The following is a 23,867-nucleotide window of genomic DNA, read 5'->3' on the forward strand; positions in this document are numbered from 1 at the left end:
TTTATGAATGTCTGCGTTTTTCTAAAAGATCACGGTTTTCAATAGGATTTTCTTTGGAAGCCAAAGCATTGTCAATTTTTTCAATATAGTCTAAAGAGTCATCTATGAAGAAGACTAAATTGGGCACTTTGCGCAATTGTAAGCGTACTCTTTGCGACAAATCGTGTTTGATTAATTTTGAATTCGTTTTTATTGCCACCAATGTTTCCTTTGCTTTTTCTTGCGGAAAAATACTTAAATGTACGGTCGCCACTGATAAATCAGAAGTTACACTAACTTTTGATACTGAAATTATTAAATTCGTAACTCCGTTTTTTCTCACTTCACCTTGTAGAATATCAACCAAATCTTTTTGGATAACACCACCTATTTTTTTCTGTCTATTTGTTTCCATTGTGCAAAAATACGATTTTTTTAAAGCCACAAAGAGCAAAGCCACAAAGTTTAGGTTTAAAGCTATGAAAATATCGATTTTGAACCCTTAATTTTATTTATATTTACACAAAATCCATGTCTTTGCGCCTTTGTGGCAAAATAGTTAAACAATGAAAAAAATTGAACATATAGGAATTGCAGTCGTTAATTTAAAGGATGCGTCAATAATTTACGAAAAACTTTTCGGCGCCCCTGCCTATAAAGAGGAAGAAGTACTAAGTGAAGGAGTTAAGACTGCTTTTTTCAGGAACGGCCCCAACAAGATAGAGCTTTTGGAAGCCACAAACCTCGAAAGTCCTATTGCAAAGTTCATCGCCAAAAAAGGGGAGGGAATTCATCATATCGCGTTTGAAGTTGAAGATATTTTATTCGAAATTTCCCGTTTAAAAAAGGAGGGTTTTGTGATTTTAAACGAACTTCCAAAAAAAGGTGCTGATAATAAATTAGTTTCTTTTTTGCACCCAAAGGAAACTAACGGTGTTTTGATAGAGTTGTGTCAAGAAATTCCACAAGCGACTTTAATAAATAACCTGGAGAAGGATTCTAATAATGAGTAGGTTCTGTTTTTAAATCATATAATAATGAAGTTATATAAAAATCTAATTCAAAAACATTTGGTACAAATATAAAATAGTAGTAATTTCGCAACCGCATAAGCGGTCCTATAGCTCATTCGGTTAGAGCAACTGACTCATAATCAGTAGGTGCTTGGTTCGATTCCAAGTGGGACCACTTTAAATGAAAGACTTTACAGTGATGTAAGGTCTTTTTTGTTTTAATAGTTTGCACAAAATGGCAGACAAAGGCCATAAATCACCCTTTATGGCAAATATAATGTTATGCCTTCTTGGCGTATTAAATGTTTTTGCGACACCTAAGCCTCCTTCTCCGGGGAGGTAAAAACCCCTGCCGCCTGGATTAACTATTGACAAAAACTTTCATATAGTTTATAAATAAGCGATTTATTTATTGACATACAATCTAGAAACGTATTTGCCTATTACATCAAATTCAAGATTTACTTTTGTTCCAATTTTGAAGGTTTTAAAATTAGTGTGCTCATAAGTATATGGAATAATGGCAACACTAAATTTATTTTTTCTTGAATCTACTACAGTTAAACTGACGCCATTTACAGTAATTGAACCCTTTTCTATGGTAATGTTTTCGAGAGCCTCATCATATTCAAAGGTATAAAGCCAGCTTCCATTAGTTTCTTTTACTGAAATGCAGTTTCCAATTTGGTCAACGTGACCTTGCACGATATGGCCATCTAGTCGATCGCCTAGTTTCATTGCTCTTTCAAGATTGACGCTATCTTCAGTTTCCCAACAGGAAATATTCGTTTTTTTTATTGTTTCGCCAATAGCAGTTACGGTATAAAGGTCGTCGAGTATATCAATTACAGTCATACAAGTTCCATTATGAGCTACGCTTTGGTCAATTTTAAGTTCTTTGGTAATAGCTGAAGCTATTGTTATATGAACATTGTCCTTGTCTTTTTTGATTTCTTGGATCACACCAAGGGTTTCTATAATTCCTGTAAACATTTCTTGTTTTATTTCACTAAATTTGCACTTCAAAATTAGCAATAAATAACTTGAGGTCATGATAAAAAAAGCAGAAAATATAATTGTGGGGATTTCAATAGGAGATTTAAACGGTATTGGAAGCGAAGTTGTTCTAAAAACATTCGAAGATTCTCGAATGTTAGAGTTATGCACGCCCGTTATTTTTGCCAATGTAAAAACACTTTCGTTTGTGAAAAAGAGTTTCGAATCTACTTCGATGCTTCATGGAATTGATAGATTGGACCAAATTGTAATAGGTAAAATAAATGTTTTAAATGTTTGGAACGAGACTGTAGATATCAATTATGGCGTAAATGACGAAAAAATTGGGGAGTATGCTATAAAATCATTTGTTACCGCCACCAAAGCTTTAAAGGAAGGTTTTATAGATGTATTGGTAACAGCGCCAATAAACAAATACAATGTTCAATCGGAATCATTCAAATTTCCGGGACACACTGATTATTTAGACCAGGAATTAGAGGGAAATGCATTGATGTTGATGGTTCAGGATAATTTAAGGATAGGATTATTGACAGATCATATTCCTTTAAACGAGGTAGCTTCTCATCTTACGGAAGAATTGATTCGCCAAAAAATAGAAACAGTAAAACAATCATTGACACAAGACTTTAGCATCAATAAGCCAAAAATTGCCGTTTTGGGATTAAATCCTCATTGTGGAGACGGAGGTGTTATTGGAAAAGAAGACGACACTATATTAAAACCAGTATTAAAAAAAATATCTGAAAAAGGCACATTAGTTTTTGGCCCTTTTGCCGCCGATGGTTTTTTTGGAAGCAACCAATATGCAAACTACGATGCGGTTATTGCAGCTTATCACGATCAAGGATTAATTCCCTTTAAAACATTGTCATTTGGTAATGGTGTAAATTATACCGCAGGCTTAAACAAAATTAGAACTTCACCAGATCACGGGACAGCTTACGATATTGCCGGGAAAGGCATAGCGGATTTTAATTCATTCAAAGAGGCTGTTTATCTTGCGATAGACGTCTATAATTCGAGAAATCAGTATGCGGAAATCAGCCAAAAACCCCTCAAAACAAAAGAAAAACAGTCTTAAATAAAAAAAGGTAAATAAGATTATTAGATTTACAATAATTTTATATCTTTGCACTCCCGAAGTTTGGGGCAAATTGTTGTTGAAATGAACAAGACGAAAGAATTTTTAATTCCTTTTATAGGATTAAAGCCAGGAAAACATCATTTTGAATATCAAATAAGTAATGCGTTCTTTGAAATCTTTGATTATCATGAATTTAATAATTCAAACGTCAAAGTAAATGTAGTTTTAGAAAAAAAAAGCACTATGTTGGAGTTGGGATTCAAGCATAAGGGAACTATTAACGTCCCTTGCGACATGACAAACGAAGAATTTGATTTGTCAATAAAAGGGGGTATGAAATTGATTGTGCGTTTTGGAGATGATTTTAACAATGACAACGAAGAGTTACTCATTTTGCCACACGGAGAATTTCAAATCGATATTGCACAATATATATATGAAATGATTGTTCTTTCTGTTCCTCTAAGACGAATTCACCCAGGAATTAAAGACGGTAGTTTAAACTCAGAAGCCTTGACAAAACTGAAAGAATTGACAATAAAAGAACAAAAAACGGAGAATAAAAAAGAAGAAAAAGAAGAAAATATTGACCCACGCTGGGATAAATTAAAGCAACTATTAACGGATAAATAATATAGTAAAATGGCACATCCTAAGAGAAAAATCTCGAAAACAAGAAGAGATAAGAGAAGAACACATTATAAAGCTACTGTAGCTCAAATCGCCACTTGCCCAATTACTGGGGAAGCGCATTTATACCACAGAGCCTACTGGCATGAAGGTAAAATGTATTACAGAGGGCAAGTTGTTATAGATAAATCTGTAGCGGTTGCATAATATGTTTTTGTAAAAGATATTTAAACTCTCACATTAGTGAGAGTTTTTTTGTTGTTTATAATTTTCATTTAATTAGAAGTTCTAAATCATATAGCTTTAGAATTTTTTTTGTAATTTTCAAGACTTTTTAAAAATTTTGTCAATGGAAACATTTGGCAAAAAACAAGTGAATATAATGAATACAATTACAGCCGCAATTACAGCTGTTGGAGCATATGTTCCGGATTTTGTGCTTACTAACAAGATTCTCGAAACAATGGTTGACACAAATGACGAGTGGATTACATCTAGAACAGGAATAAAAGAAAGAAGGATTCTCAAAGATAAAGGAAAAGGAACATCTTATTTAGCCATAAAAGCAGCACAAGATTTACTGGCTAAAGGGAATATTGACCCTTTAGAAATAGATTTGTTGATTGTTGCAACCGCAACACCCGATATGCCAGTAGCGGCCACGGCAGTATATGTAGCCACGGAAATAGGAGCGAAGAATGCTTTTGGGTTTGATTTGCAAGCAGCATGTTCTGGTTTTTTATATGGGATGTCAGTTGCTGCAGCCTATATTCAATCTGGAAGATATAAAAAAGTTATGCTTATTGGTGCCGATAAAATGTCCTCGATAGTGGATTATACCGACAGATCAACATGTATAATTTTTGGTGATGGTGCAGGGGCTGCATTATTTGAACCAAATTATGAAGGACTTGGATTACAAGATGAATATTTGCGAAGTGATGGGATTGGTCGTGATTTTTTGAAAATTGAAGCTGGAGGCTCACTTCTTCCTACATCTATCCAAACAATTAATGACAACAAACATAAAATCATACAAGACGGGAAAACGGTTTTCAAATATGCTGTGACCAATATGGCCGATTCGAGTGAGCTAATAATGAAAAGAAACAATTTGACCAATGATGATGTAAATTGGTTAGTTCCTCACCAAGCAAACAAACGCATTGTTGACGCTACAGCAAATAGAATGAATTTGGATGATTCCAAAGTTTTAATGAATATTGAAAAATATGGCAATACAACATCAGCAACCATTGCATTAGTGCTTAGTGATTTTGAACATTTATTCAAAAAAGGCGACACTCTTATTTTGGCAGCTTTTGGCGGCGGATTCACTTGGGGATCTATTTACTTAAAATGGGCATACGATAAAAAATAAATTTAAACTAAATAATTATGGATTTAAAAGAGATTCAAAATCTGATCAAATTTGTAGCAAATTCAGGAGTTGCAGAAGTTAAATTAGAAATGGATGATGTAAAAATCACCATTAGAACAACTTTGGAAGGGAATGTTTCAGAAACCACCTATGTTCAACAGATCCCAAATCAACCAATTCATCATCAAGTGGTTGCCTCTCAGCAAATTGCTCCGGCAGCATTAATTCCAGTGCCGGTTGTCGAAAACGCACACTACATTACTATAAAATCTCCTATTATTGGAACTTTTTACAGAAAGCCATCGCCAGACAAACCTATGTTTGTTGAGGTGGGAACCACAATTGCAAAAGGAGACGTACTTTGCGTAATCGAAGCGATGAAATTATTTAACGAGATCGAATCTGAAGTTGCGGGTAAAATCGTTAAAATTTTAGTTGACGATATGTCACCAGTAGAATATGACCAACCTTTGTTCTTAGTAGATCCATCATAAGAAATTTAAATTGTAAATTTCAATGATGAGCGATCGTTATTTGAAATAATTTAAGATTTAAAATTCAACATTTAAAATTTCAAAAAAAGATGTTTAAAAAAATATTAATTGCAAATAGGGGAGAAATTGCGCTTCGTATAATTAGAACCTGTAAAGAAATGGGCATCAAAACAGTAGCGGTTTATTCAACTGCCGATGCTGAAAGTTTACATGTTAAATTTGCGGATGAAGCCGTTTGCATTGGGCCACCACCAAGCAACTTGTCTTATTTAAAAATGTCAAATATAATTGCAGCTGCCGAAATCACCAATTCTAATGCAATTCATCCTGGATATGGATTTCTTTCCGAGAATTCAAAATTTTCAAAAATATGTCAAGAGCATAATATTAAATTTATTGGCGCTTCTCCTGAAATGATTGATAGAATGGGTGATAAAGCCTCAGCAAAAGCCACTATGAAAGCCGCTGGAGTTCCTTGTGTTCCAGGTTCTGACGGGCTTTTAGAATCATTCAAACAGGCTCAATCGCTTTCTAAAAAAATGGGTTATCCAGTAATGCTAAAAGCAACTGCTGGAGGAGGAGGAAAGGGGATGCGTGCCGTTTACAAAGAGGAAGATTTATTAAAAGCATGGGAAAGCGCTCGTCAAGAATCAGCTGCCGCTTTTGGAAATGATGCGATGTATCTAGAAAAATTAATCGAAGAACCACGCCATATAGAAATACAAATTGTTGGAGATGCTTACGGTAAAGCCTGTCATCTTTCCGAAAGAGATTGTTCTGTACAACGTCGTCATCAAAAACTTACTGAGGAAACGCCTTCGCCATTTATGACCAAAGAATTGCGTCAAAAAATGGGAGAAGCAGCAGTAAAAGCAGCAGAATATATTAAATATGAAGGCGCAGGAACGGTTGAATTTCTAGTTGATAAACACCGTAATTTCTACTTTATGGAAATGAATACTCGTATACAGGTAGAGCACCCAATTACGGAGCAAGTAATTGATTATGATTTAATTAGAGAACAAATTTTAGTGGCCGATGGAGTGTGTATTTCCGGTAAAAATTATTTACCACAAATGCACGCTATTGAATGTAGGATCAATGCAGAGGATCCTTATAATGATTTTAGACCATCGCCAGGAAAAATAACCACACTCCACATGCCTGGAGGCCATGGAGTTCGATTAGATACACATGTGTATTCTGGCTATACGATTCCCCCAAATTACGATTCTATGATCGCAAAATTAATCACAACCGCTCAAACACGTGGAGAAGCAATTAGCAAAATGAGAAGGGCTTTAGATGAATTTGTGATAGAAGGGATAAAAACTACCATTCCTTTTCACAGACAATTAATGGATGATCCTCGTTATATTGCAGGCGATTATACCACGGCTTTTATGGATACTTTTAAAATGAATGATCCAGAATAAATAAAGGGGATCTTAAAAACGGATAAATTTAACAGCCGCAGGAATATTCTTGCGGCTGTTTTTTTTGATAAATTCCTCGTTTTACCCAAGGATTCTTAAAATATAAGCTAGTTCTAAATATAGCTTAGTTATTTAAAATTTAATTTTGAAATCGCAGAGCATTTATTTACTTTTATGAAAATTATCAAATGCAATCAGGTCAATGGCAACAAAAATAACAAAGGCAAAGACAACAAAGAAACAACCCGCAAAAAAAGAATCTGCTAGTTTCAAGAGCAAGCTTACTCGTTTTTTATTCAAGGCGGTTCTTTGGTTTTTCGGGACATCCTTATTTTTTGTGGTGCTTTTCAAGTTTGTACCTGTGCCATTTACCCCTTTAATGGTAATTCGGGGGATTGAAAACAAAGTGACAGGAAAGGAAATTTATTTCAGCCATGATTGGGAACCTATCGAAAATATTTCAATCAATTTGCAAAAAGCAGTAATAGCCAGTGAAGATGGAACTTTTCTCGTACATAACGGATTTGATTTTAAGGCAATGCAAAAAGCGTATAAAAACAATGAAAGAGGCCGAAGAATAAAAGGAGGAAGTACAATTTCACAACAAACAGCTAAAAATATATTTCTTTGGCAAGGGCGAAGTTATTTGCGAAAAGGATTGGAAGCTTATTTCACAGTTTTAATAGAATTAATTTGGGGTAAAGAACGAATTATGGAAGTCTATTTAAATAGTATCGAAATGGGAAATGGAGTATATGGAGCCCAAGCGGCAACTGAACATTGGTATCGAAAAGACGCTTCGAGCCTCACAAAAATTCAAGCTGCTGGAATTGCAGCCATTTTACCCAATCCTAGAAAATATTCTGCCACGAGTTCTTCTTCCTATATTAATAATAGAAAAACCAAGATAGTTCGAGTTATGAATCATATTGGAACAATAAAATATTAAAATATGCCATTGCGAGAAATGGCTTCCATCACATATTCAGCTCAATAAATGGGATTGTTTCGTTCCTCGCAATGGCAAAATCCTAGAGATTAAAATTCAACCCCAAAACGATGTTTCGTCCAATATTAGGAATTCCATCAGTTTTCAAACGCGAAAGATGAGCAATGTATGTTTTGTTGAATAAGTTATTACCATTCAAATTAACTTCAAAAGCCGTTTCACCTAATTTTACTTTTCCTCCAAAACCAAGATTTAACAAAGTATATTCATTCGATTTTGTCTCGAAACCACTCACATTATTCTGGTTGAAAGTAGTAGAAACATTCAAAGTGGCAAATCCATCTTCGAGCCAGTCTTTAATTTTGAACTCAGTTCTGATGGTGTTGTTCCAATTGTTTGCAGGAATTAGTGGCAAGTAATCGCCATCTTGTTTTTTGCCGGTAACGGTTTCAAAACTGGTTTCATAATGCAGCCAATCAAATGGATGTGGATGAAAATGAAGACCAATTTCCCCTCCATATAATTTAGCATTATTCTGAATATAATCAAAAACATCAAAACCATTAATTTGTGTTCCTGTTGGGGAAGTATAGATGTAATTATTTACATTGTTGTAAAATCCGTTTACAAAAAACTCCAAATGGCTATTGCTATATTCTAAATTTACATCAGTTTGTACGTTTTGCTCTGTTTTCAAATTTGGATTTCCTACTTCATAACGATTGGTCCCTTCGTGAACACCGTTTGAAGTTAATTCAGCCAAGTTTGGAGCTCTAAAACCAGAAGATAAGTTTACCCTTAAAATGAAATCTTTGGCTAAATTTGTTTTGTAACCTAAAGAAGTATTAAAGCTGTCGAAGGTTTTATCAAGTGCTTCGAACGAACCTTCTTCGCCTGAGATTCCATATGCTGCTGTTACTATTTTCCGATTATCAAAACGAATCCCTGTTTGAATTACATTCGATTTCCATTCGTAATTTCCAGTACCAAAAACCCCAAAATCATTCGTAGTTGCGTCTGGAATCAGTAATTCTTCTCCAGAATTGGTGTTGATTTGGCTCATTCCCTGAATTCCAAAAATTGATTCTATTCTCCCCAGTTTTGGTAAATGATATTTTACATTGTAATTAAATGTTTTCAATTTCATCTGCAAAATGGCAATATTGCCCTCTTCTAATTCGCTTCGATCATTCGTAACATACCCCAAATCAACATCTAATTTTGAGTTTTTGAAGAAAAAGACATTGTTCAAACTCAACAAATTATTGTCAATAGCTTGGCTTGGATAATCCGTTTTTTTTGTTCTTGTTTGTTCAGCAACTCCATTTTCAGCAATTCCTAAATACAGTTTATTCAAATTATATCTAAAAATACTGGAAAATTTTGTATTCATATAGCCAATGCCAGTCTTGAAATCGGTCTCATTGTAACGGGTATTTGTCACTCGATCGCCTTTAGCAATTTTATAATCAGAATGAGTGTTGTAGCTGCCACGAGCTAAGAATTTCCAATTATCGGTCGAAGTTTTTATTCCCAAAGCCGAATTACTTCCTAGTGTATTGGAGAATAATTTTTGACTGAAATTAGTTTTAAAAGTGCCGGAATCAGCAAATTTTTCCGGATTAAAATACAATACGCCTCCCAAAGCATCCGATCCATAAAGCAAAGATGCTGGGCCTTTGATCACTTCGACGCTTTCGATTCCCGCATCGTTTAATCCCAATCCGTGTTCGTCGCCAAACTGTTGGTTTTCCAATCGAACACCTTGCGAATAAACCAAAACCCTATTGCCGCTTAAACCGCGAATGACAGGTTTTCCAATAGAAGTTCCCGTTGAAACCTGTGAAACTCCCGGGATAGTGGCCAAGCCTTCGATCAAGGTTGCCGTTCCTTTTTTCTGTAATTCTTTGATGCTCGAGTGTTCGACCTTCATTACGTTTTGGGATTGTATTTTATTGAAAGCTGTCGAAATTATTACTTCATCCATTTGAAATGTAGTTTCGTCAAGAATAATAGTCAAGGTGATTTCTTTCTGTTGAAGTGTTATGGTTTTATTTTGAGTTGCATATCCTATAAATGCAAACGTCAGTTTTAGCTTCCCATTGGGAAGATTCGACAAGGAATAGTTTCCGTTTTCATCTGTCGAAGTTCCTTTGTTTAATTCTGGAGCATAAATAGAAACACCAATTAGAGGTTGCTTTTTTGCATCAGTTATTATTCCAGAAATGGTATTTTGGGCATTAATTATCGCCGAAAACCCTATAAATAGGGCAACTATATATTTTTTCATTTGAATGATTTTATTGTAAAATTGAAGTTGAAACCTCAAAGTTTTTAAAACCTTTGAGTTTTGACAAAAGTGAATTAATTTCAGTTTAAACAATAAAAATCGGTGGAGCACGAAGAGCAAAAAGACTTCCTTTAAAGAATTGGGTAATTTCCTTTGAATTGAATAAAGAATATCTAGAAGGAATAGTTATTTTTTTGAATTTAAACTGAGAAACATCTGAGGAAATAAAATTGCTTAATGTAAAATGACACACAAAGCAATTATCAAAATTGTGGTGTTGATGCGTAATTTCTTTGCTAGAAGTGTATTTGTGGAGGCATTTCTTTTCAGAAAGTTGCTTTGCTACGTGTTCATAACTATGCATTGACTGAAAAAGTATTGAGAACAATACTGCAAGTGCCAAGAGCGAATTTAATATAACTAATCTCTTTTTCATCCGATGCAAATATAAAAATAGTAATATAAAAATCCGATTAACTTATGATTATTTAACGTTTATCGGATTTTATTAATGTAATAAGTGAGTTTTACACCAATTTGTGTGCTACTAAGTATTCGGCTATTTGGATGGTATTTGTAGCAGCACCTTTTCTTAAATTATCAGCTACTATCCACATATTTATGGTATTTTCTTGACTTTCGTCTCGACGAATTCTACCTACGAATACATCATTTTTACCTTCGGCATATCTTGGCATCGGATAGGTAAAAGTATCTAAATTATCTTGTACCACAATTCCATCCGTATGGTGAAGAATATTTCTCACTTCGTTTACGTCAAAATCATTGGCAAACTCAACATTTACAGCTTCACTATGACCTCCTACAACGGGTACACGGACAGCCGTTGCTGTTATTGCGATAGTATTGTCACTTAATATTTTCCTAGTTTCATTAACCAATTTCATTTCTTCTTTGGTATATCCGTTTTCTTCAAAACTATCGCATTGTGGAATGCAATTTCTATTTATTTTATATTTATAAACCATGTCTCCTTCAATTCCAGCACATTCATTTTCGAATTGCTCTACCGCTTTTACGCCTGTTCCGGTGATAGACTGGTAAGTGGAAACAACGACGCGTTTGATGTTGTATTTTTTATGCAATGGGGCTAAAGCCAAAACCATTTGAATAGTCGAACAGTTAGGATTTGCTATGATTTTATCTTCTTTTGTCAATTCTGAAGCATTGATTTCTGGAACCACTAATTTTTTGGTAGGATCCATTCTCCAAGCTGATGAATTGTCGATAACGGTTGTTCCTACGGCCGCAAATTTAGGTGCCCATTCTAGCGAAGTGCCACCACCCGCAGAAAAAAGCGCAATTTCAGGTTTCATATCTACAGCAGTTTGCAATCCTACCACAACATGTTTTTGCCCTTTAAATTCAATTATTTTTCCAACTGATTTTTCTGAAGCAACAAGAATTAATTCTGTATAAGGAAAGTTTCTTTCTTCTAATACTTTTAACATTATTTCGCCAACCATTCCAGTGGCTCCTACGACAGCAATTTTCATATTATATTTTTTATTTTTAATACTTATTTTCAATGGCAAAAGTAAGTAATATCCAATTCAAAACAAGCGTACGTACAAAAAACAACAAAATGTTATATTTGTAACAATAAAAAAACCACGCCAAGAGCGTGGTTTGGTTAGAACATATAATGTAGCGGAAATTATTTTTTTAACAAATCTCTAATTTGAGAAAGTAATTCTTCTTGAGAAGGACCCGCTGGAGCAATTGCCACTGCTTCTTCTTTCTTATTGGCTTTTTCAGCCGCTCTAAGAACAATAAAAATAAACAACGAAATAGTAACAAGACTATTCTCTATAAAAAACACGTTTTACTCTTTGGGAAATACTAGTAAGAATTTCATATGGAATTGTGTTTAATTGATTCGCCATAAATGAAACTGTTGGGTTTTCGCCAAAAACAATAACAGAATCTCCTTCTTTACAATTAATTTCCGTTACGTCAACCATCAACATGTCCATACAAATACTGCCCACAATTGTAGCTTTTCGATTATTTATTATCACAAAACCAACACCATTGCCCCAAGCTCTAGAAATTCCGTCAGCATAACCAATGGGAACTGTAGCGATTTTTGTTGGTTTATTAGCAACAAAACATCGTCCATAACCCACGCTTTCACCAGTGTCAATATTTCTAATTTGAGAAATAATAGATTTTAATGTGCCTACGTTTTCTAGGTATTTCTGCTCTTCAACATCATTAGAAACACCATATAGCCCAATTCCAAGGCGAACCATGTCGAATTGTGATTGTGGAAAATTACTTATTCCCGAAGTGTTTAAAATATGTCGAATAGGGTTTATTTTCAATTCAGTTATTAATTTTGAAGACAGTTTTTCGAATAAATCAATTTGTGAATGTGCAAAATCTTGATGCTCTAAATCATCACTCGTTGCCATATGCGACAAAATAGTTTTCACTTTTACTGATTTATTTTCTTTCAAAGTTGAAATTAACGCATCAATATTTTCTTCTTCGAATCCCAAACGGTGCATTCCGGTATCGAGTTTAATATGTATAGGAAAGTGCTTCAGTTTTCGCTGTTCGGCAATTTTAAGGAAAGCATTCAGCCCTTTTAAACTGTAAATTTCAGGCTCTAAATTATGCTGAATTATTGCCGAAAAACTAGTATTTTCTGGATTTAAAACCATAATTGGCAATTTAATCTCGGCACTTTTCAATAAAATACCTTCATCGGCAAAAGCTACACCTAGATAGTCGACCTTATGGTGTTCGAGTAATTTGGCTATTTCAAAACTTCCACTTCCATAACCAAATGCTTTAACCATCACCATTATTTTAGTGGTTGGCTTTAGTTTCGATTTATAAAAATTAAGATTGTGACTAATAGCGTTAAGGTTTATTTCTAGTACGGTTTCATGGGTTTTCTCCTCTAAAGCGGTAACTATTTCTTCAAATTGAAAATGTCTCGCTCCTTTTATAAGAATCATTTCATTACTAAAATTCAAATGGTTTAAATTTAGAAAAAAGTCGGCTGTGTTTTTAAAAGTGACACAGTTGGTAAATTGGTCTTTAAATGACGAAATGGTTTCGCCAATTCCAATAACTCTACTAATTTTATTGGATTTAATTAACTGTGAAACTTTAGAATATAATTCCTCGTTAGACAAACCGCTTTGAAAAATATCAGATAATATTACTGTTTTGTTTTTGTATTGTTTTTGACTTTCCAGAAAATCCAACGCAATTTTCAAAGATTGAAAATCGGAGCTGTAACTGTCATCAATAAGGGTTGTGTTATTGATTCCGTTTTTGACTTTCAAACGCATTTCAACAGGATAAAGCCATTGCATTCGGTTTTGAATGGTGGTTTTGTCGTATTTAAAATTCAATAAAACCATCAAACAAGTAATGGCATTTTCAATCGAAGCCTCGTCCTGAAAAGGAATTCGTATTTCGAAATTAGCTTTAGCGCACTTGATTTGCAAAACAGTTTTGTCTTCGATTGCTTTTTTTACAACAAAAACATCGGCAGTTTTGTCATCGTAACTCCAGGAAAAAGTTTTTATTTTTTCATTAATCAACGCATCAATGATCTTGTTCTTTTGATAAATTATTAGTTTTGAATGTTTAAAAAGGTTTAATTTTTCTTTGATTTTTTTATCCAAATTTTCAAAGCCTTCATCGTGCGCAGAGCCTATGTTTGTAATAATTCCAATAGTTGGCTTGATGATGACTTCCAGTTTTTCCATCTCGTTCATTTTCGAGATTCCCGCTTCAAAAATTCCAAGATTGTGTTTTTCATTAATCGAAAGCACCGATAATGAAACGCCCACTTGCGAATTGTAGCTTTTTGGACTTCGGATGACATTAAAATCTGGACTTAAAAGAAAGTTCAACCATTCCTTGACAATAGTTTTTCCGTTACTTCCCGTCAACCCAATAACTGGAAATTTAAAAAGATTTCGATGATAGGCAGCAAATTGTTGTAAGGCCTCCAAGGTATTTTTCACAACTAGAAAACTGGCTTTGGTTTCACAATCTTTTGGAATATGAGTAACAACAAAATTTCGAACCCCCTTTTCTATTAATGCCGAAATATAATTATGGGCATCGTTATTGGGACCAATCAATGCAAAAAACAACGTTTGATTTCCATTTTGCATGGAGCGACTATCGATCGAAATATGTTCGATTGTTGTGTCAGAATTGCTACCAAATAATTTAGCATGAAGTATTGGGATGATATTTAGAGTGCTTAATTTCAAAAATTAATCTTTATTTTTAGTGGTTTTATTGTTTTCCGTTTTATGCTCTTCCTCATTCTTTCTCATCGCATAAAAATAAGCGGCGCGACTTAATGGTTCGTATTCTTCAGTTTCACCAAGCATAACGAGTTTGTCATTGTCTGTTTTTCTAAAACTGTAATTAGCCAGATTTCCTGTGCGAGTGCAAACGGCGTGTACTTTTGTAACATATTCGGCTGTCGCCATTAATGCAGGCATGGGACCAAAAGGATTGCCTTTGAAATCCATATCTAATCCGGCAACAATAACTCGGATTCCTTGGTTGGCCAAATCATTGCAAATTTTTACTATTTCATCATCAAAAAACTGAGCCTCGTCAATACCAACAACGTCGCAACCTTGAGCTAGAATTGCAATATTTGCAGCGGCCGGAACTGGAGTGGATCGAATTTCATTGGAATCATGCGATACCACCATTTCGTCGTGATAACGCGTGTCGATTGCCGGTTTAAATATTTCGACTTTTTGTTTGGCAAATTGCGCCCTTTTTAGTCTGCGAATGAGCTCCTCGGTTTTGCCCGAGAACATTGAACCAGAAATTACTTCAATCCAACCAAATTGTTCTTTATGATTTACTGTGTTTTCGAGAAACATTTTGTATTTTTCTTGTGCTTAAAATGAATAGTTTTTATTACTTTGTAACGAAAACAAATTTATTAAAAAAGTTAGACCTTACTCACTATAATTTCAAAAGTTATGAAGAAAAAATTGGAAGCCGACTTAATGAGCATTGCTCACAGGGTATTGCAAATTAAAAACAAATCTGATGTGAATAAATTATACCTTGAAACACAGAAATTATACGAGAAACTTTCTGTTTTACGATTTGTTGAGGAATATTTTGGTGATGCAAAACCAACTATTGGTCAAGCCGAAATAGTAGAAAAAATGAAACATTTTTTCGAAGAAAATTATTTATCAGAGTTGATACCAATGCAACTTGAAGAAGAAATTGATGTTGAGAAAATCATCACAGAGGAAATTGTTGAAGAAGAAATTGAGAATGTTTTAGAAGAAGTCGAAGAGAAGATTGCTGTTAATGAAATCATTAAGGACGAAGAAATCACAGAGGAGGAATTTGAAGTTGTTTTAGAGGAGGAATTCGAATTAGAAGAAAAGAAACAAGCAATAGCTGAAACTTCAGAAGAGGAATCCAATAAAAATGAATTTCACCCCGCATTTGAATTGGACGAAGACGACGAAGAGAATCAAGAGGAAGCTCCAAAAGAAAAGGAAGAACTTCAAATTTCATTCTTTGATTTATTAGGAGATGATTATAGAGAAGCTACTTTTGTTAAAGTAGATTCAAGTGAAGAATTGTCTTCTGAAAACGATGTTGATATCCCAGCAGCATATTTTTTTGAAGAGGAAAAAACAGAAATCAGTATTGAAGAAAACACAGAAAACAGTGAATTAAGATCAGTTTCCTTAAATGATAAACTTTCCAAAGGAATAAACATAGATTTGAATGACAGAATCGCTTTCGTAAAACACCTTTTTGGCAATAGTGACGAGGATTATAACCGAGTGTTGAATCAGTTAATTACTTACGATAGTTTTGATGAAGCTCAAGATTTTATCGAAGACATGGTAAAGCCAGATTATAATAGTTGGGAAGGAAAAGAGGATTATGCGCAACGGTTTATCGAAATCATTGAAAAAAAATTCGCTTAAATGGGTAAATTATATATCGTTCCAACGCCAATAGGAAATCTCGAAGACATGACTATTCGGGCGATTCGAATTCTTAAAGAAGTCGATTTGATTCTCGCCGAAGATACTCGCACCAGCGGAAAATTATTGAAGCATTTCGAAATTGGCACGCACATGTATAGCCATCACATGCATAACGAACACAAAACGGTCGAGAATTTAATATCACGTTTAAAAGCAGGAGAAACCATTGCCTTGATTTCGGATGCCGGAACTCCGGCCATTTCTGACCCTGGATTTTTGCTGACACGTGCTTGTGTCGAAAACGGGATTACGGTAGAATGCTTGCCTGGCGCAACGGCTTTTGTACCGGCTTTAGTTAATAGTGGTTTGCCCAATGATAAATTCGTTTTCGAAGGTTTTTTGCCTGACAAAAAAGGAAAGCAAACCCGATATTTGGCACTTGCCGAAGAAACCCGCACAATGATTTTGTATGTTTCACCCCATAAATTAGTAAAAACTTTGGCCGAATTTATCACTTATTTTGGCGAAGACCGATCCATTTGCGTTTCACGAGAACTATCAAAATTACACGAAGAAAACATTAGAGGAACCGTTCGCGAAGTGCTAACACATTTTGAAAATAAACCTCCAAAAGGAGAAATTGTGGTTGTGGTTGGAGGGAAAATAACGGTTAAAGAGAATAAAAAAGAAAGAGAATAAAAAAGCAATCGATGACAATAGAATATTTTTTAGAAAGATTAAAACAAACACCAAACTCCATTATATTTCCTGAAAGTATCGCCGTTATTGAGGAAAATTACAATTTTACCCCAACATCTTTCGATAATGGAACATTGCATAATGCTGCGGGAGAAAACTCAGGTTCTTGTAAATTATTTGCTTTTGCCCAATTGCAAAACCTATCTCAAGCGGAAACATTAGCTTGTTTTGGAGCCTATTATTTTGAAGAAGTACTGGGAGATCTAGAAGGAAAAAATCACCAAAACATTCGTAATTTTATAAAATTTGGATGGGATGGAATTCAATTTAAAGGAGAAGCTTTGTTTTTGAAATCATAATATTTTTTTGATTTTAAACACATAGAAACATAGGCTAGATTTTGTAAAAAGATAAGTATAGAAAAATATTTTTTTCACATAGCTATGAATTCTATATAAAAGCGAAGCTTCTTGAATATCATAATAAAACTATGTTTCTATGTGTTTAAAAAAATAGCGCCTAAGCTATTCCACTTCTAAATCAACAAACGAAAAGGTATTTCCGCTAAATAATCCTTTATCTGATAATTTCAAATCTGGAATTACTAACAACGCCATAAACGAAAGTGTCATAAAAGGCGCTTTCAAATTGCTGCCCAACTCCTTTGCCATAGCATCGATTTCTTGGTATAATTTCCCGGTTTCCCAACCATTTTTGTCGCTCATAATTCCAGCAACAGGCAAAGCCAACATTTTATTTTCGAAACCATTCACGGCGCAAACGCCGCCTCTGTTTTCGATGATAAGATTCACTGCCTTGCAAATTTCTTCATCAGAAGTTCCCACGACCACAATATTATGGCAATCATGCGCTACCGAACTGGCTATGGCTCCTTTTTTCAGACCAAAATTCTTAATGAAAGCTATAGCCGGTTTTGTATTTTGATAGCGATTGACAACTGCCATTTTCAGAATATCATTTTCTGTGTCTGAAACGATTTTTCCATCGACAATTAATGATTTGTGATGAATTTCATTGGTGATTAATTGTCCTTCCAAAGCTTCGATTACTCTAATTTTAGAACCCTTTCCTAATATTTGAAAATCGCTGATTTCTTTGGCGGTAATATTAAAATTATTGGGTGTTTCAAAAGGAATGTGTTGTACAAAAGATTCACCATTTGCAGCAACTAATTCGCCGTTAATATAGGTTTGTTGTACTTTAAAATCAATTAAATCTTCGACCAAGATAAAATCGGCGGCATCATTTTCTTTCAATAATCCCACGTTCATTTTGTAATGATTTACAGGATTGACGCACGCTACTTGCAAGATTTTGTAAACGTCAATTCCTTTGGCAACAGCTCGAGCACAAAGTAAATTAATATGTCCAACAATCAAATCGTCGGGATGTTTGTCATCTGAACAAAACATCATATTCTCATAATTTTTTGGAAGTAAACCGATGAGTGCTTCAAAGTTTTTGGCGGCACTTCCTTCTCGAATTAGCACTTTCATTCCGAGCGATAATTTTTCTTCTGCTTCTTCAAAGGTGAAACATTCGTGGTCTGTAGAAATTCCCGCCGAAATGTATTTTTGAACCGCTTCCCCTCTTAGTCCCGGTGCGTGACCATCAACAGGTTTGTTGAAATGCTTTGCCCATTCAATTTTCTTCAAAATCTCGACATCATCAAATAAAACGCCTGGATAGTTCATCATTTCCGCTAGATAATAAATATCGGGCGAAGCCATTAATTCTTTAATTCCCTCCGAATCGATAATAGCTCCAGCACTTTCGAAAGAAGTAGCAGGAACACAAGAAGGAGCGCCAAAATGAAACTTTAACGGCACTTTTTTACTGTTTTCAATCATGTAATAAACTCCGGCTGTACCTAAAACATTGGCGATTTCGTGTGGATCAGAAATTGTAGCCACCGTTCCGTGAAGCACGGCAATTTTTGCAAATTCGGAAGGAACAAGCATCGAACTTTCGATATGAATATGGGAATCGATGAATCCGGGAAGAATAAAGCTTTTTACCTCGTGATTTTTTTCGATTACCGAAGTAATTTTTCCGTTTTCGACAGTGATTTCACCTGCATAAATTAGTTTATTTTGAATGTCGACGATTTGTCCTTGAATTTGCATTTGGTTTGTTTTAAAAAAAATATAGCCAAAAGTACTGCCATTTTGCTTTAGAGCATAATTTTTTAGCCACAGATTCACAGATTTTTTCAAAATGGTTTTATAAAATCTGTGAATCTGTAGCTAATTTTTTTTGACATCAAATTAGTTAACTTTTTTTAAACTAAATTTGTTCAATCCTACAAAGTCTGAATTCGTAATTCTCAATTCGTAATTATTTATGCGCTGGACCATCAAACCAAAACCTTCGGAAGAAAAAGTAAAACATCTTGCTAAAGCTTTGAATGTTGAGAAATTTGTGGCAACGCTATTGATACAACGAGGAATCGAAACCTATGAAGAAGCCAGACAGTTTTTTCGTCCTACTTTAGAAGATTTGCACAATCCGTACTTGATGAAAGATATGGATAAAGCGGTTGAACGCATCGAATTGGCTATTAAAAACGACGAAAACATTCTCGTTTTTGGCGATTATGATGTCGATGGGACAACGGCAGTTTCGCTGGTTTCTTCCTATTTGAAAACCTATTATCCAAATGTTGCCACCTATATTCCGGATCGTTATGAGGAAGGTTACGGCATTTCTTTCAAAGGAATTGATTATGCAGACGACAATGGTTTTTCATTAATTATTGCTTTGGATTGCGGAATAAAATCTATTGATCACGTGGTTTATGCTAAAGAAAAAACCATCGATTTTATCATTTGCGACCACCACCGCCCTGGGAATTCATTGCCCGAAGCTGTTGCGGTTTTAGATCCAAAACGGGACGATTGTAGTTATCCTTATGATGAATTGTGCGGTTGTGGCATTGGTTTTAAATTGATTCAAGCATTGGGTGAAAACCGAAATCAAACTATTGAAGATTTGACTTCTTATTTGGATTTGGTTGCAACTGCAATTGCAGCTGATATTGTTCCAATGACGGGTGAAAACAGGATTTTAGCTTATTTTGGTTTGCAAGTCATCAACTCAGATCCAAGACCTGGAATTAAAGCCCTAATTCACCAAATAAAAAAACAAACTTTAGATATTACCGACGTAGTTTTTATCATTGCTCCAAGAATTAATGCGGCCGGAAGAATCAAACATGGCAATCACGCTGTGGAATTACTTTCAGAATTTAATTTTGAACAAGCGCAACAATTTGCATCTGAAATTGAAGCGTATAATTCCGAAAGGAAAGAGTTAGACAAACAAATCACCAAAGAAGCGCTCGGTCAAATACATGATAATGATGAAAAAGAACGTTTTACGACTGTGGTCTTTCAAGAAAATTGGCATAAAGGAGTGATAGGAATTGTAGCTTCTAGATTGATAGAAACTTACTATAGACCAACATTGGTTTTTACACGAAGTGGCGATAAATATGCGGCTTCGGCAAGATCTGTTAAAGGTTTTGATGTATACAATGCATTGGAAAGTTGCTCGGAACATTTGGAACAATTTGGAGGGCACATGTATGCAGCAGGAATGACTTTGTTGGAAAAAAATTATCAATTGTTCAAAGATGCTTTCGAAAAAGTAGTCGAACAAACCATCCATCCAGATTCGTTAACCCCAGAAATTTCGGTCGATTCCGAGATTGATTTTGAAAATATTACACCCAAACTAACTCGGATTCTGAAACAATTCGAACCTTTTGGACCGCAAAACATGACTCCAATTTTTTTAACAAAAAACGTGAAAGACACCGGTTATCCAAAAAGACTAGGTGCTGATGACGAACATTTAAAACTATTTGTAAGGCAAAATAATTCCGAAGGAATTCCCGCCATTGGTTTTGGACTAGGAAATAAAATGGAGTTGGCAACTAATAAAAAATCATTCGAAACCGTGTATTGTATTGACGAAAATGAATGGAACGGAAAAGTTTCCATCCAACTAAGATTGAAAGATATAAAATAATTATTTGCCCATTTAATGAAGAAAAAAGATCCCTACGCAGCATTGCGTTATAGAGAATTTAATATGTTTTTAGTGTTGCGGTTTGCTATGGTTTTTGCCTGGTCAATGCAATTTATAATTATAGAATGGGAAGTGTATAGTTTGACAAAAAGCGCACTTTCTTTAGGAATGATTGGATTGATGGAGGTAATTCCAGCTATTGGAATGGCTTTGTTTGCTGGGCATATTGTGGATCAAAAGGAAAAAAAGGGAATGCTTTTTATATGTATTCTTGGATTTTCGGTAATTAGTTTTGGTTTATTCTTGTTGACTTGGCCAAGAGTTGTAAGTGATTTATCGACTAACACTATCTTGTATTCTATTTATTTCTTGGTATTTCTTGGTGGTTTGGTTCGGGCTTTTTTAGGGCCAACAATATTCTCGCTAATGTCATTAATTGTTCCTAAAAAAGTGTATCCAAATGCAGCTACGTGGAGTAGTTCAGTATGGCAAATCGGGGCTGTTATTGGGCCTGCAGTAGCAGGATTTTCGATCACTTGGATGGGAGTTCATTGGTCGATGTGTGGCATTTTTGCCTGTTCTATTTTTGCATTACTGATTTTGACACAAATTTCTAAGAAACCTATTCTGAATCCAAAAATTGGTGAACCTATAATGGAAAGTTTGAAAGAAGGAATAAAATTCGTTTATACCAACAAATCTATTTTAGGCGCTTTAACACTTGATATGGTGGCGGTACTTTTTGGAGGAGCAGTAGCGCTTTTGCCAATTTTTGCCCAAGATATTTTAAAAGTGGGCCCTGAAGGTTTCGGGGTTTTAAGGGCTGCACCAGCTGTTGGTGCGTTGTTGACTATGTTTGTTTCGGCGCATCTTCCTTTTTATAAAAATGCAGGAATCAAATTGTTGGCGGCTATTTTTGGATTTGGTGTTTGCATCATCGTTTTTGGACTAAGCACATGGTTTTGGTTATCGGTTTTTGCTTTGTTTATGAGTGGAGTTACCGATGGTTTTTCTGTGGTGATTCGTCAAACGATTTTGCAACTCAAAACACCAGACCACATGCGAGGAAGAGTGGCGGCAGTGAATTCCATATTTGTAGGTTCGTCTAATGAGTTGGGTGCTTTCGAAAGTGGATTGACAGCAAAATTAATGGGAACCGTTACTGCGGTTGTTTTTGGCGGAAGCATGACACTTTTAGTGGTGATTTTTACAGGAATTAAATTGCCTTCATTTAGGAATTTGGATTTGCAAAAAGACTTGGACGAACACGAAAATCAGGAATAAACACTTTTTCAATTCGAAAGTATTTCATCAAATATTTAAGAGTGTATTTTGTTAACTATTCTTAGATATATTCCAAATGCTGATTTTCGTTCTGGTTTGAAAACCTAGCTTTTTATATAAATTAATGGCGCCAATATTGGTTTCTGAAACGTGCAAAAAAGGTGTTTTCTTTTGTTCCAAAATAGCATTGACAGTGTGAGTCACTAATTGTTTTGCATATCCTTTTCCGGTATGTTCGGGATGCGTAATTACGGCGCTTACTTCGGTGAATTCATCCATTTTCATACGTTCACCCGTCACAGCAACGAGTTGGTTGTTTTTGAAAATCCCGAAATATCTACCCAATTTAGCCGTTTTCTTTTTGAAATATTCGGGATAAACGATTTTGACTAATCCCAATAAATCTTCTAAATGGCTTTCGTCCAATTCCACAATCTCGTCTTCGATTTTGCGGTCTATTTTGTTGTAAATAATCATTTGCAGGCAAATCAATTCGCCTTCCAATTTTAGGTTTTTTGGAATATCTGGTTTTTCTCCAATGATATAAAAGTGGTTGGTTAATTCGGCATATTCAGCCATTGGATTTGCTGTATTTTCAACTTCTGTAAAACCACCAAAGGGACAATAATCAGGATGGAAAAATTTCATATAGCCATAATCAATTCCAAAACCTTGATGGGTTTCATTCAAGGAATACCAAACCGGATTGTCTAATTTTTTTTCGTTTGGGGACATATTTGGTTAGGCGTTTAAATGAAATTTAAAAAAAATTCTAAAAATCAAATGGCAGTAGTTTTTTTATTGAAATTTTTTCAATTCGAAAGTCTCTCCATCAAAAACACCATAAGTGAAATGGCCAATCCAGTCGCCCAGATTTACATACTCAGAGTTTTCTCCGACAGGAACTTTTAATGGTAAATGGCGGTGACCAAAAACGAGGTAATTATAGTGTTTGGTTTCTAGTTTTCTTTTAGCATAAAGAATCAGCCATTCGTTCTCTTCGCCAAGGAATTTCACGTCTTCATCTCCAGAAATTAACTTATTTTGTACTGAAAAGTAATGTCCCAGTCTTACTCCAATATCAGGATGAAGCCATCGAAAAAGCCATTTTGAAAACGGATTTGCGAACACTTTTTTCATCCGCTTGTATCCTATATCGCCCGGGCCCTTTCCGTCGCCGTGACCAATGAGGAAGGTTTTGTCGTTGAAAGTATATTCCTGATTGTCTCTGTAAATTGGGATATTCAATTCTTTCTGGAAATAGTTGTCCATCCATAAATCATGATTACCCACGAAGAAGTAAATAGGAATTCCGCTGTCGCGAATTTCTGCAAGTTTTCCAAGAACCCGCACAAAACCTTTGGGAACGACGGTTTTGTATTCGAACCAAAAATCGAATAAATCGCCTAATAAAAAAACAGCTTCAGCATCTCCTTTGACCTCGTCGAGCCAAGCCACAAACTTTTGTTCTCTTGGAAAACTCAATTCAGGAGTTGGCGCTCCAAAATGCTGGTCGGAGGCGAAATATATTTTTTTGTTGGGAGTGATTTGCATAAAGCTAAAGTAGGGAT

At 34.9% G+C, this 23,867-nt stretch carries 23 protein-coding genes and 1 tRNA gene; 14 read left to right on the plus strand and 10 right to left on the minus strand.

Features of this window, described 5'->3' with window-relative positions; genetic code table 11:
- Position 1 precedes the first annotated feature (1 nt).
- Complete coding sequence (rbfA, locus tag AABM59_RS02145) at positions 2 to 394, minus strand: 30S ribosome-binding factor RbfA (protein WP_338407339.1); 393 nt, start codon at positions 392 to 394, stop codon at positions 2 to 4.
- Between the two features lie 151 nt (positions 395 to 545).
- Here rbfA and mce point away from each other — a divergent pair, with 151 nt between their 5' ends.
- Entirely contained in the window at positions 546 to 992 is a 447-nt protein-coding gene (gene mce, locus AABM59_RS02150) for a methylmalonyl-CoA epimerase (protein ID WP_338407340.1), read from the plus strand.
- 101 nt (positions 993 to 1,093) lie between these two features.
- Positions 1,094 to 1,167: transfer RNA gene (locus AABM59_RS02155), tRNA-Ile, on the plus strand.
- Between the two features lie 230 nt (positions 1,168 to 1,397).
- On the opposite strand, the gene AABM59_RS02160 is transcribed toward AABM59_RS02155, so the two are convergent.
- The gene (locus AABM59_RS02160) at positions 1,398 to 1,985 is read right to left on the minus strand and encodes a riboflavin synthase (RefSeq protein WP_338407341.1); all 588 of its coding nucleotides are present in this window, start codon (positions 1,983 to 1,985) and stop codon (positions 1,398 to 1,400) included.
- 58 nt (positions 1,986 to 2,043) lie between these two features.
- Between AABM59_RS02160 and pdxA the strand changes: the two genes are divergently transcribed.
- From pdxA to mtgA, 7 genes are all read left to right on the plus strand, one after another.
- Positions 2,044 to 3,093, plus strand: a complete 1,050-nt coding sequence (gene pdxA, locus AABM59_RS02165; RefSeq protein ID WP_338407342.1) for a 4-hydroxythreonine-4-phosphate dehydrogenase PdxA — start codon at positions 2,044 to 2,046, stop codon at positions 3,091 to 3,093.
- Between the two features lie 84 nt (positions 3,094 to 3,177).
- Positions 3,178 to 3,729 (plus strand): DUF177 domain-containing protein, encoded by a 552-nt coding sequence (locus AABM59_RS02170; protein ID WP_338407343.1) that lies wholly within the window; start codon positions 3,178 to 3,180, stop codon positions 3,727 to 3,729.
- 9 nt (positions 3,730 to 3,738) lie between these two features.
- Positions 3,739 to 3,933, plus strand: a complete 195-nt coding sequence (rpmF, locus tag AABM59_RS02175) for a 50S ribosomal protein L32 (RefSeq protein WP_007137315.1) — start codon at positions 3,739 to 3,741, stop codon at positions 3,931 to 3,933.
- A gap of 175 nt (positions 3,934 to 4,108) precedes the next feature.
- Positions 4,109 to 5,107: a beta-ketoacyl-ACP synthase III gene (locus AABM59_RS02180; RefSeq protein WP_338407484.1), complete on the plus strand. Its 999-nt coding sequence runs from the start codon at positions 4,109 to 4,111 to the stop codon at positions 5,105 to 5,107.
- A 17-nt stretch (positions 5,108 to 5,124) separates the two neighbouring features.
- Positions 5,125 to 5,601, plus strand: a complete 477-nt coding sequence (gene accB / locus AABM59_RS02185; protein WP_338407344.1) for an acetyl-CoA carboxylase biotin carboxyl carrier protein — start codon at positions 5,125 to 5,127, stop codon at positions 5,599 to 5,601.
- 89 nt (positions 5,602 to 5,690) lie between these two features.
- Positions 5,691 to 7,037, plus strand: a complete 1,347-nt coding sequence (gene accC / locus AABM59_RS02190; protein ID WP_338407345.1) for an acetyl-CoA carboxylase biotin carboxylase subunit — start codon at positions 5,691 to 5,693, stop codon at positions 7,035 to 7,037.
- A gap of 202 nt (positions 7,038 to 7,239) precedes the next feature.
- A complete protein-coding gene (gene mtgA, locus AABM59_RS02195; RefSeq protein WP_338407346.1) occupies positions 7,240 to 7,986 on the plus strand; it encodes a monofunctional biosynthetic peptidoglycan transglycosylase in 747 nt (248 codons plus the stop codon).
- Positions 7,987 to 8,068: 82 nt separating this feature from the next.
- Here the strand turns inward: mtgA and AABM59_RS02200 are convergent, their stop codons facing one another.
- The 5 genes from AABM59_RS02200 to AABM59_RS02220 form a co-directional block, all read right to left on the minus strand.
- Positions 8,069 to 10,276, minus strand: coding sequence for a TonB-dependent receptor (locus AABM59_RS02200; protein ID WP_338407347.1), 2,208 nt, complete (start codon positions 10,274 to 10,276; stop codon positions 8,069 to 8,071).
- Between the two features lie 527 nt (positions 10,277 to 10,803).
- Complete coding sequence (locus tag AABM59_RS02205; protein WP_338407348.1) at positions 10,804 to 11,793, minus strand: aspartate-semialdehyde dehydrogenase; 990 nt, start codon at positions 11,791 to 11,793, stop codon at positions 10,804 to 10,806.
- Positions 11,794 to 11,954: 161 nt separating this feature from the next.
- A complete protein-coding gene (locus AABM59_RS02210; protein ID WP_338407349.1) occupies positions 11,955 to 12,119 on the minus strand; it encodes a hypothetical protein in 165 nt (54 codons plus the stop codon).
- On the minus strand, positions 12,100 to 14,544 hold the full coding sequence (locus AABM59_RS02215) for a bifunctional UDP-N-acetylmuramoyl-tripeptide:D-alanyl-D-alanine ligase/alanine racemase (RefSeq protein WP_338407350.1): 2,445 nt from the start codon (positions 14,542 to 14,544) through the stop codon (positions 12,100 to 12,102). The genes AABM59_RS02210 and AABM59_RS02215 overlap by 20 nt, the downstream gene beginning before the upstream one ends.
- Before the next feature lie 3 nt (positions 14,545 to 14,547).
- On the minus strand, positions 14,548 to 15,177 hold the full coding sequence (locus tag AABM59_RS02220; protein ID WP_338407351.1) for a thymidine kinase: 630 nt from the start codon (positions 15,175 to 15,177) through the stop codon (positions 14,548 to 14,550).
- Between the two features lie 102 nt (positions 15,178 to 15,279).
- Between AABM59_RS02220 and AABM59_RS02225 the strand changes: the two genes are divergently transcribed.
- From AABM59_RS02225 to AABM59_RS02235, 3 genes are read left to right on the plus strand one after another with little or no spacing between them, the layout of a single operon-like run.
- Complete coding sequence (locus AABM59_RS02225) at positions 15,280 to 16,257, plus strand: hypothetical protein (RefSeq protein WP_338407352.1); 978 nt, start codon at positions 15,280 to 15,282, stop codon at positions 16,255 to 16,257.
- The gene (gene rsmI / locus AABM59_RS02230; protein ID WP_338407353.1) at positions 16,258 to 16,959 is read left to right on the plus strand and encodes a 16S rRNA (cytidine(1402)-2'-O)-methyltransferase; all 702 of its coding nucleotides are present in this window, start codon (positions 16,258 to 16,260) and stop codon (positions 16,957 to 16,959) included.
- A gap of 11 nt (positions 16,960 to 16,970) precedes the next feature.
- Positions 16,971 to 17,318 carry a HopJ type III effector protein gene (locus AABM59_RS02235; protein ID WP_338407354.1) on the plus strand — a complete coding sequence of 116 codons (348 nt, stop codon included), beginning with the start codon at positions 16,971 to 16,973 and terminating at the stop codon, positions 17,316 to 17,318.
- Positions 17,319 to 17,483: 165 nt separating this feature from the next.
- Here the strand turns inward: AABM59_RS02235 and ade are convergent, their stop codons facing one another.
- Positions 17,484 to 19,106, minus strand: a complete 1,623-nt coding sequence (gene ade / locus AABM59_RS02240) for an adenine deaminase (RefSeq protein WP_338407355.1) — start codon at positions 19,104 to 19,106, stop codon at positions 17,484 to 17,486.
- 217 nt (positions 19,107 to 19,323) lie between these two features.
- On the opposite strand from ade, the gene recJ reads away from it, so the two are divergent.
- Together recJ and AABM59_RS02250 are read left to right on the plus strand one after the other, a co-directional pair.
- Positions 19,324 to 21,012: a single-stranded-DNA-specific exonuclease RecJ gene (recJ, locus tag AABM59_RS02245; protein WP_338407356.1), complete on the plus strand. Its 1,689-nt coding sequence runs from the start codon at positions 19,324 to 19,326 to the stop codon at positions 21,010 to 21,012.
- Positions 21,013 to 21,027: 15 nt separating this feature from the next.
- Entirely contained in the window at positions 21,028 to 22,296 is a 1,269-nt protein-coding gene (locus AABM59_RS02250; protein WP_338407357.1) for an MFS transporter, read from the plus strand.
- A 51-nt stretch (positions 22,297 to 22,347) separates the two neighbouring features.
- Here AABM59_RS02250 and AABM59_RS02255 read toward each other — a convergent pair whose 3' ends face one another.
- Positions 22,348 to 23,031 carry a GNAT family N-acetyltransferase gene (locus tag AABM59_RS02255; protein ID WP_338407358.1) on the minus strand — a complete coding sequence of 228 codons (684 nt, stop codon included), beginning with the start codon at positions 23,029 to 23,031 and terminating at the stop codon, positions 22,348 to 22,350.
- Between the two features lie 63 nt (positions 23,032 to 23,094).
- Positions 23,095 to 23,850: a UDP-2,3-diacylglucosamine diphosphatase gene (locus AABM59_RS02260; RefSeq protein WP_338407359.1), complete on the minus strand. Its 756-nt coding sequence runs from the start codon at positions 23,848 to 23,850 to the stop codon at positions 23,095 to 23,097.
- Positions 23,851 to 23,867 lie beyond the last annotated feature (17 nt).

The organism is uncultured Flavobacterium sp., assembly GCF_963925185.1.
In the GTDB taxonomy this organism is placed as follows: Bacteria; Bacteroidota; Bacteroidia; order Flavobacteriales; family Flavobacteriaceae; genus Flavobacterium.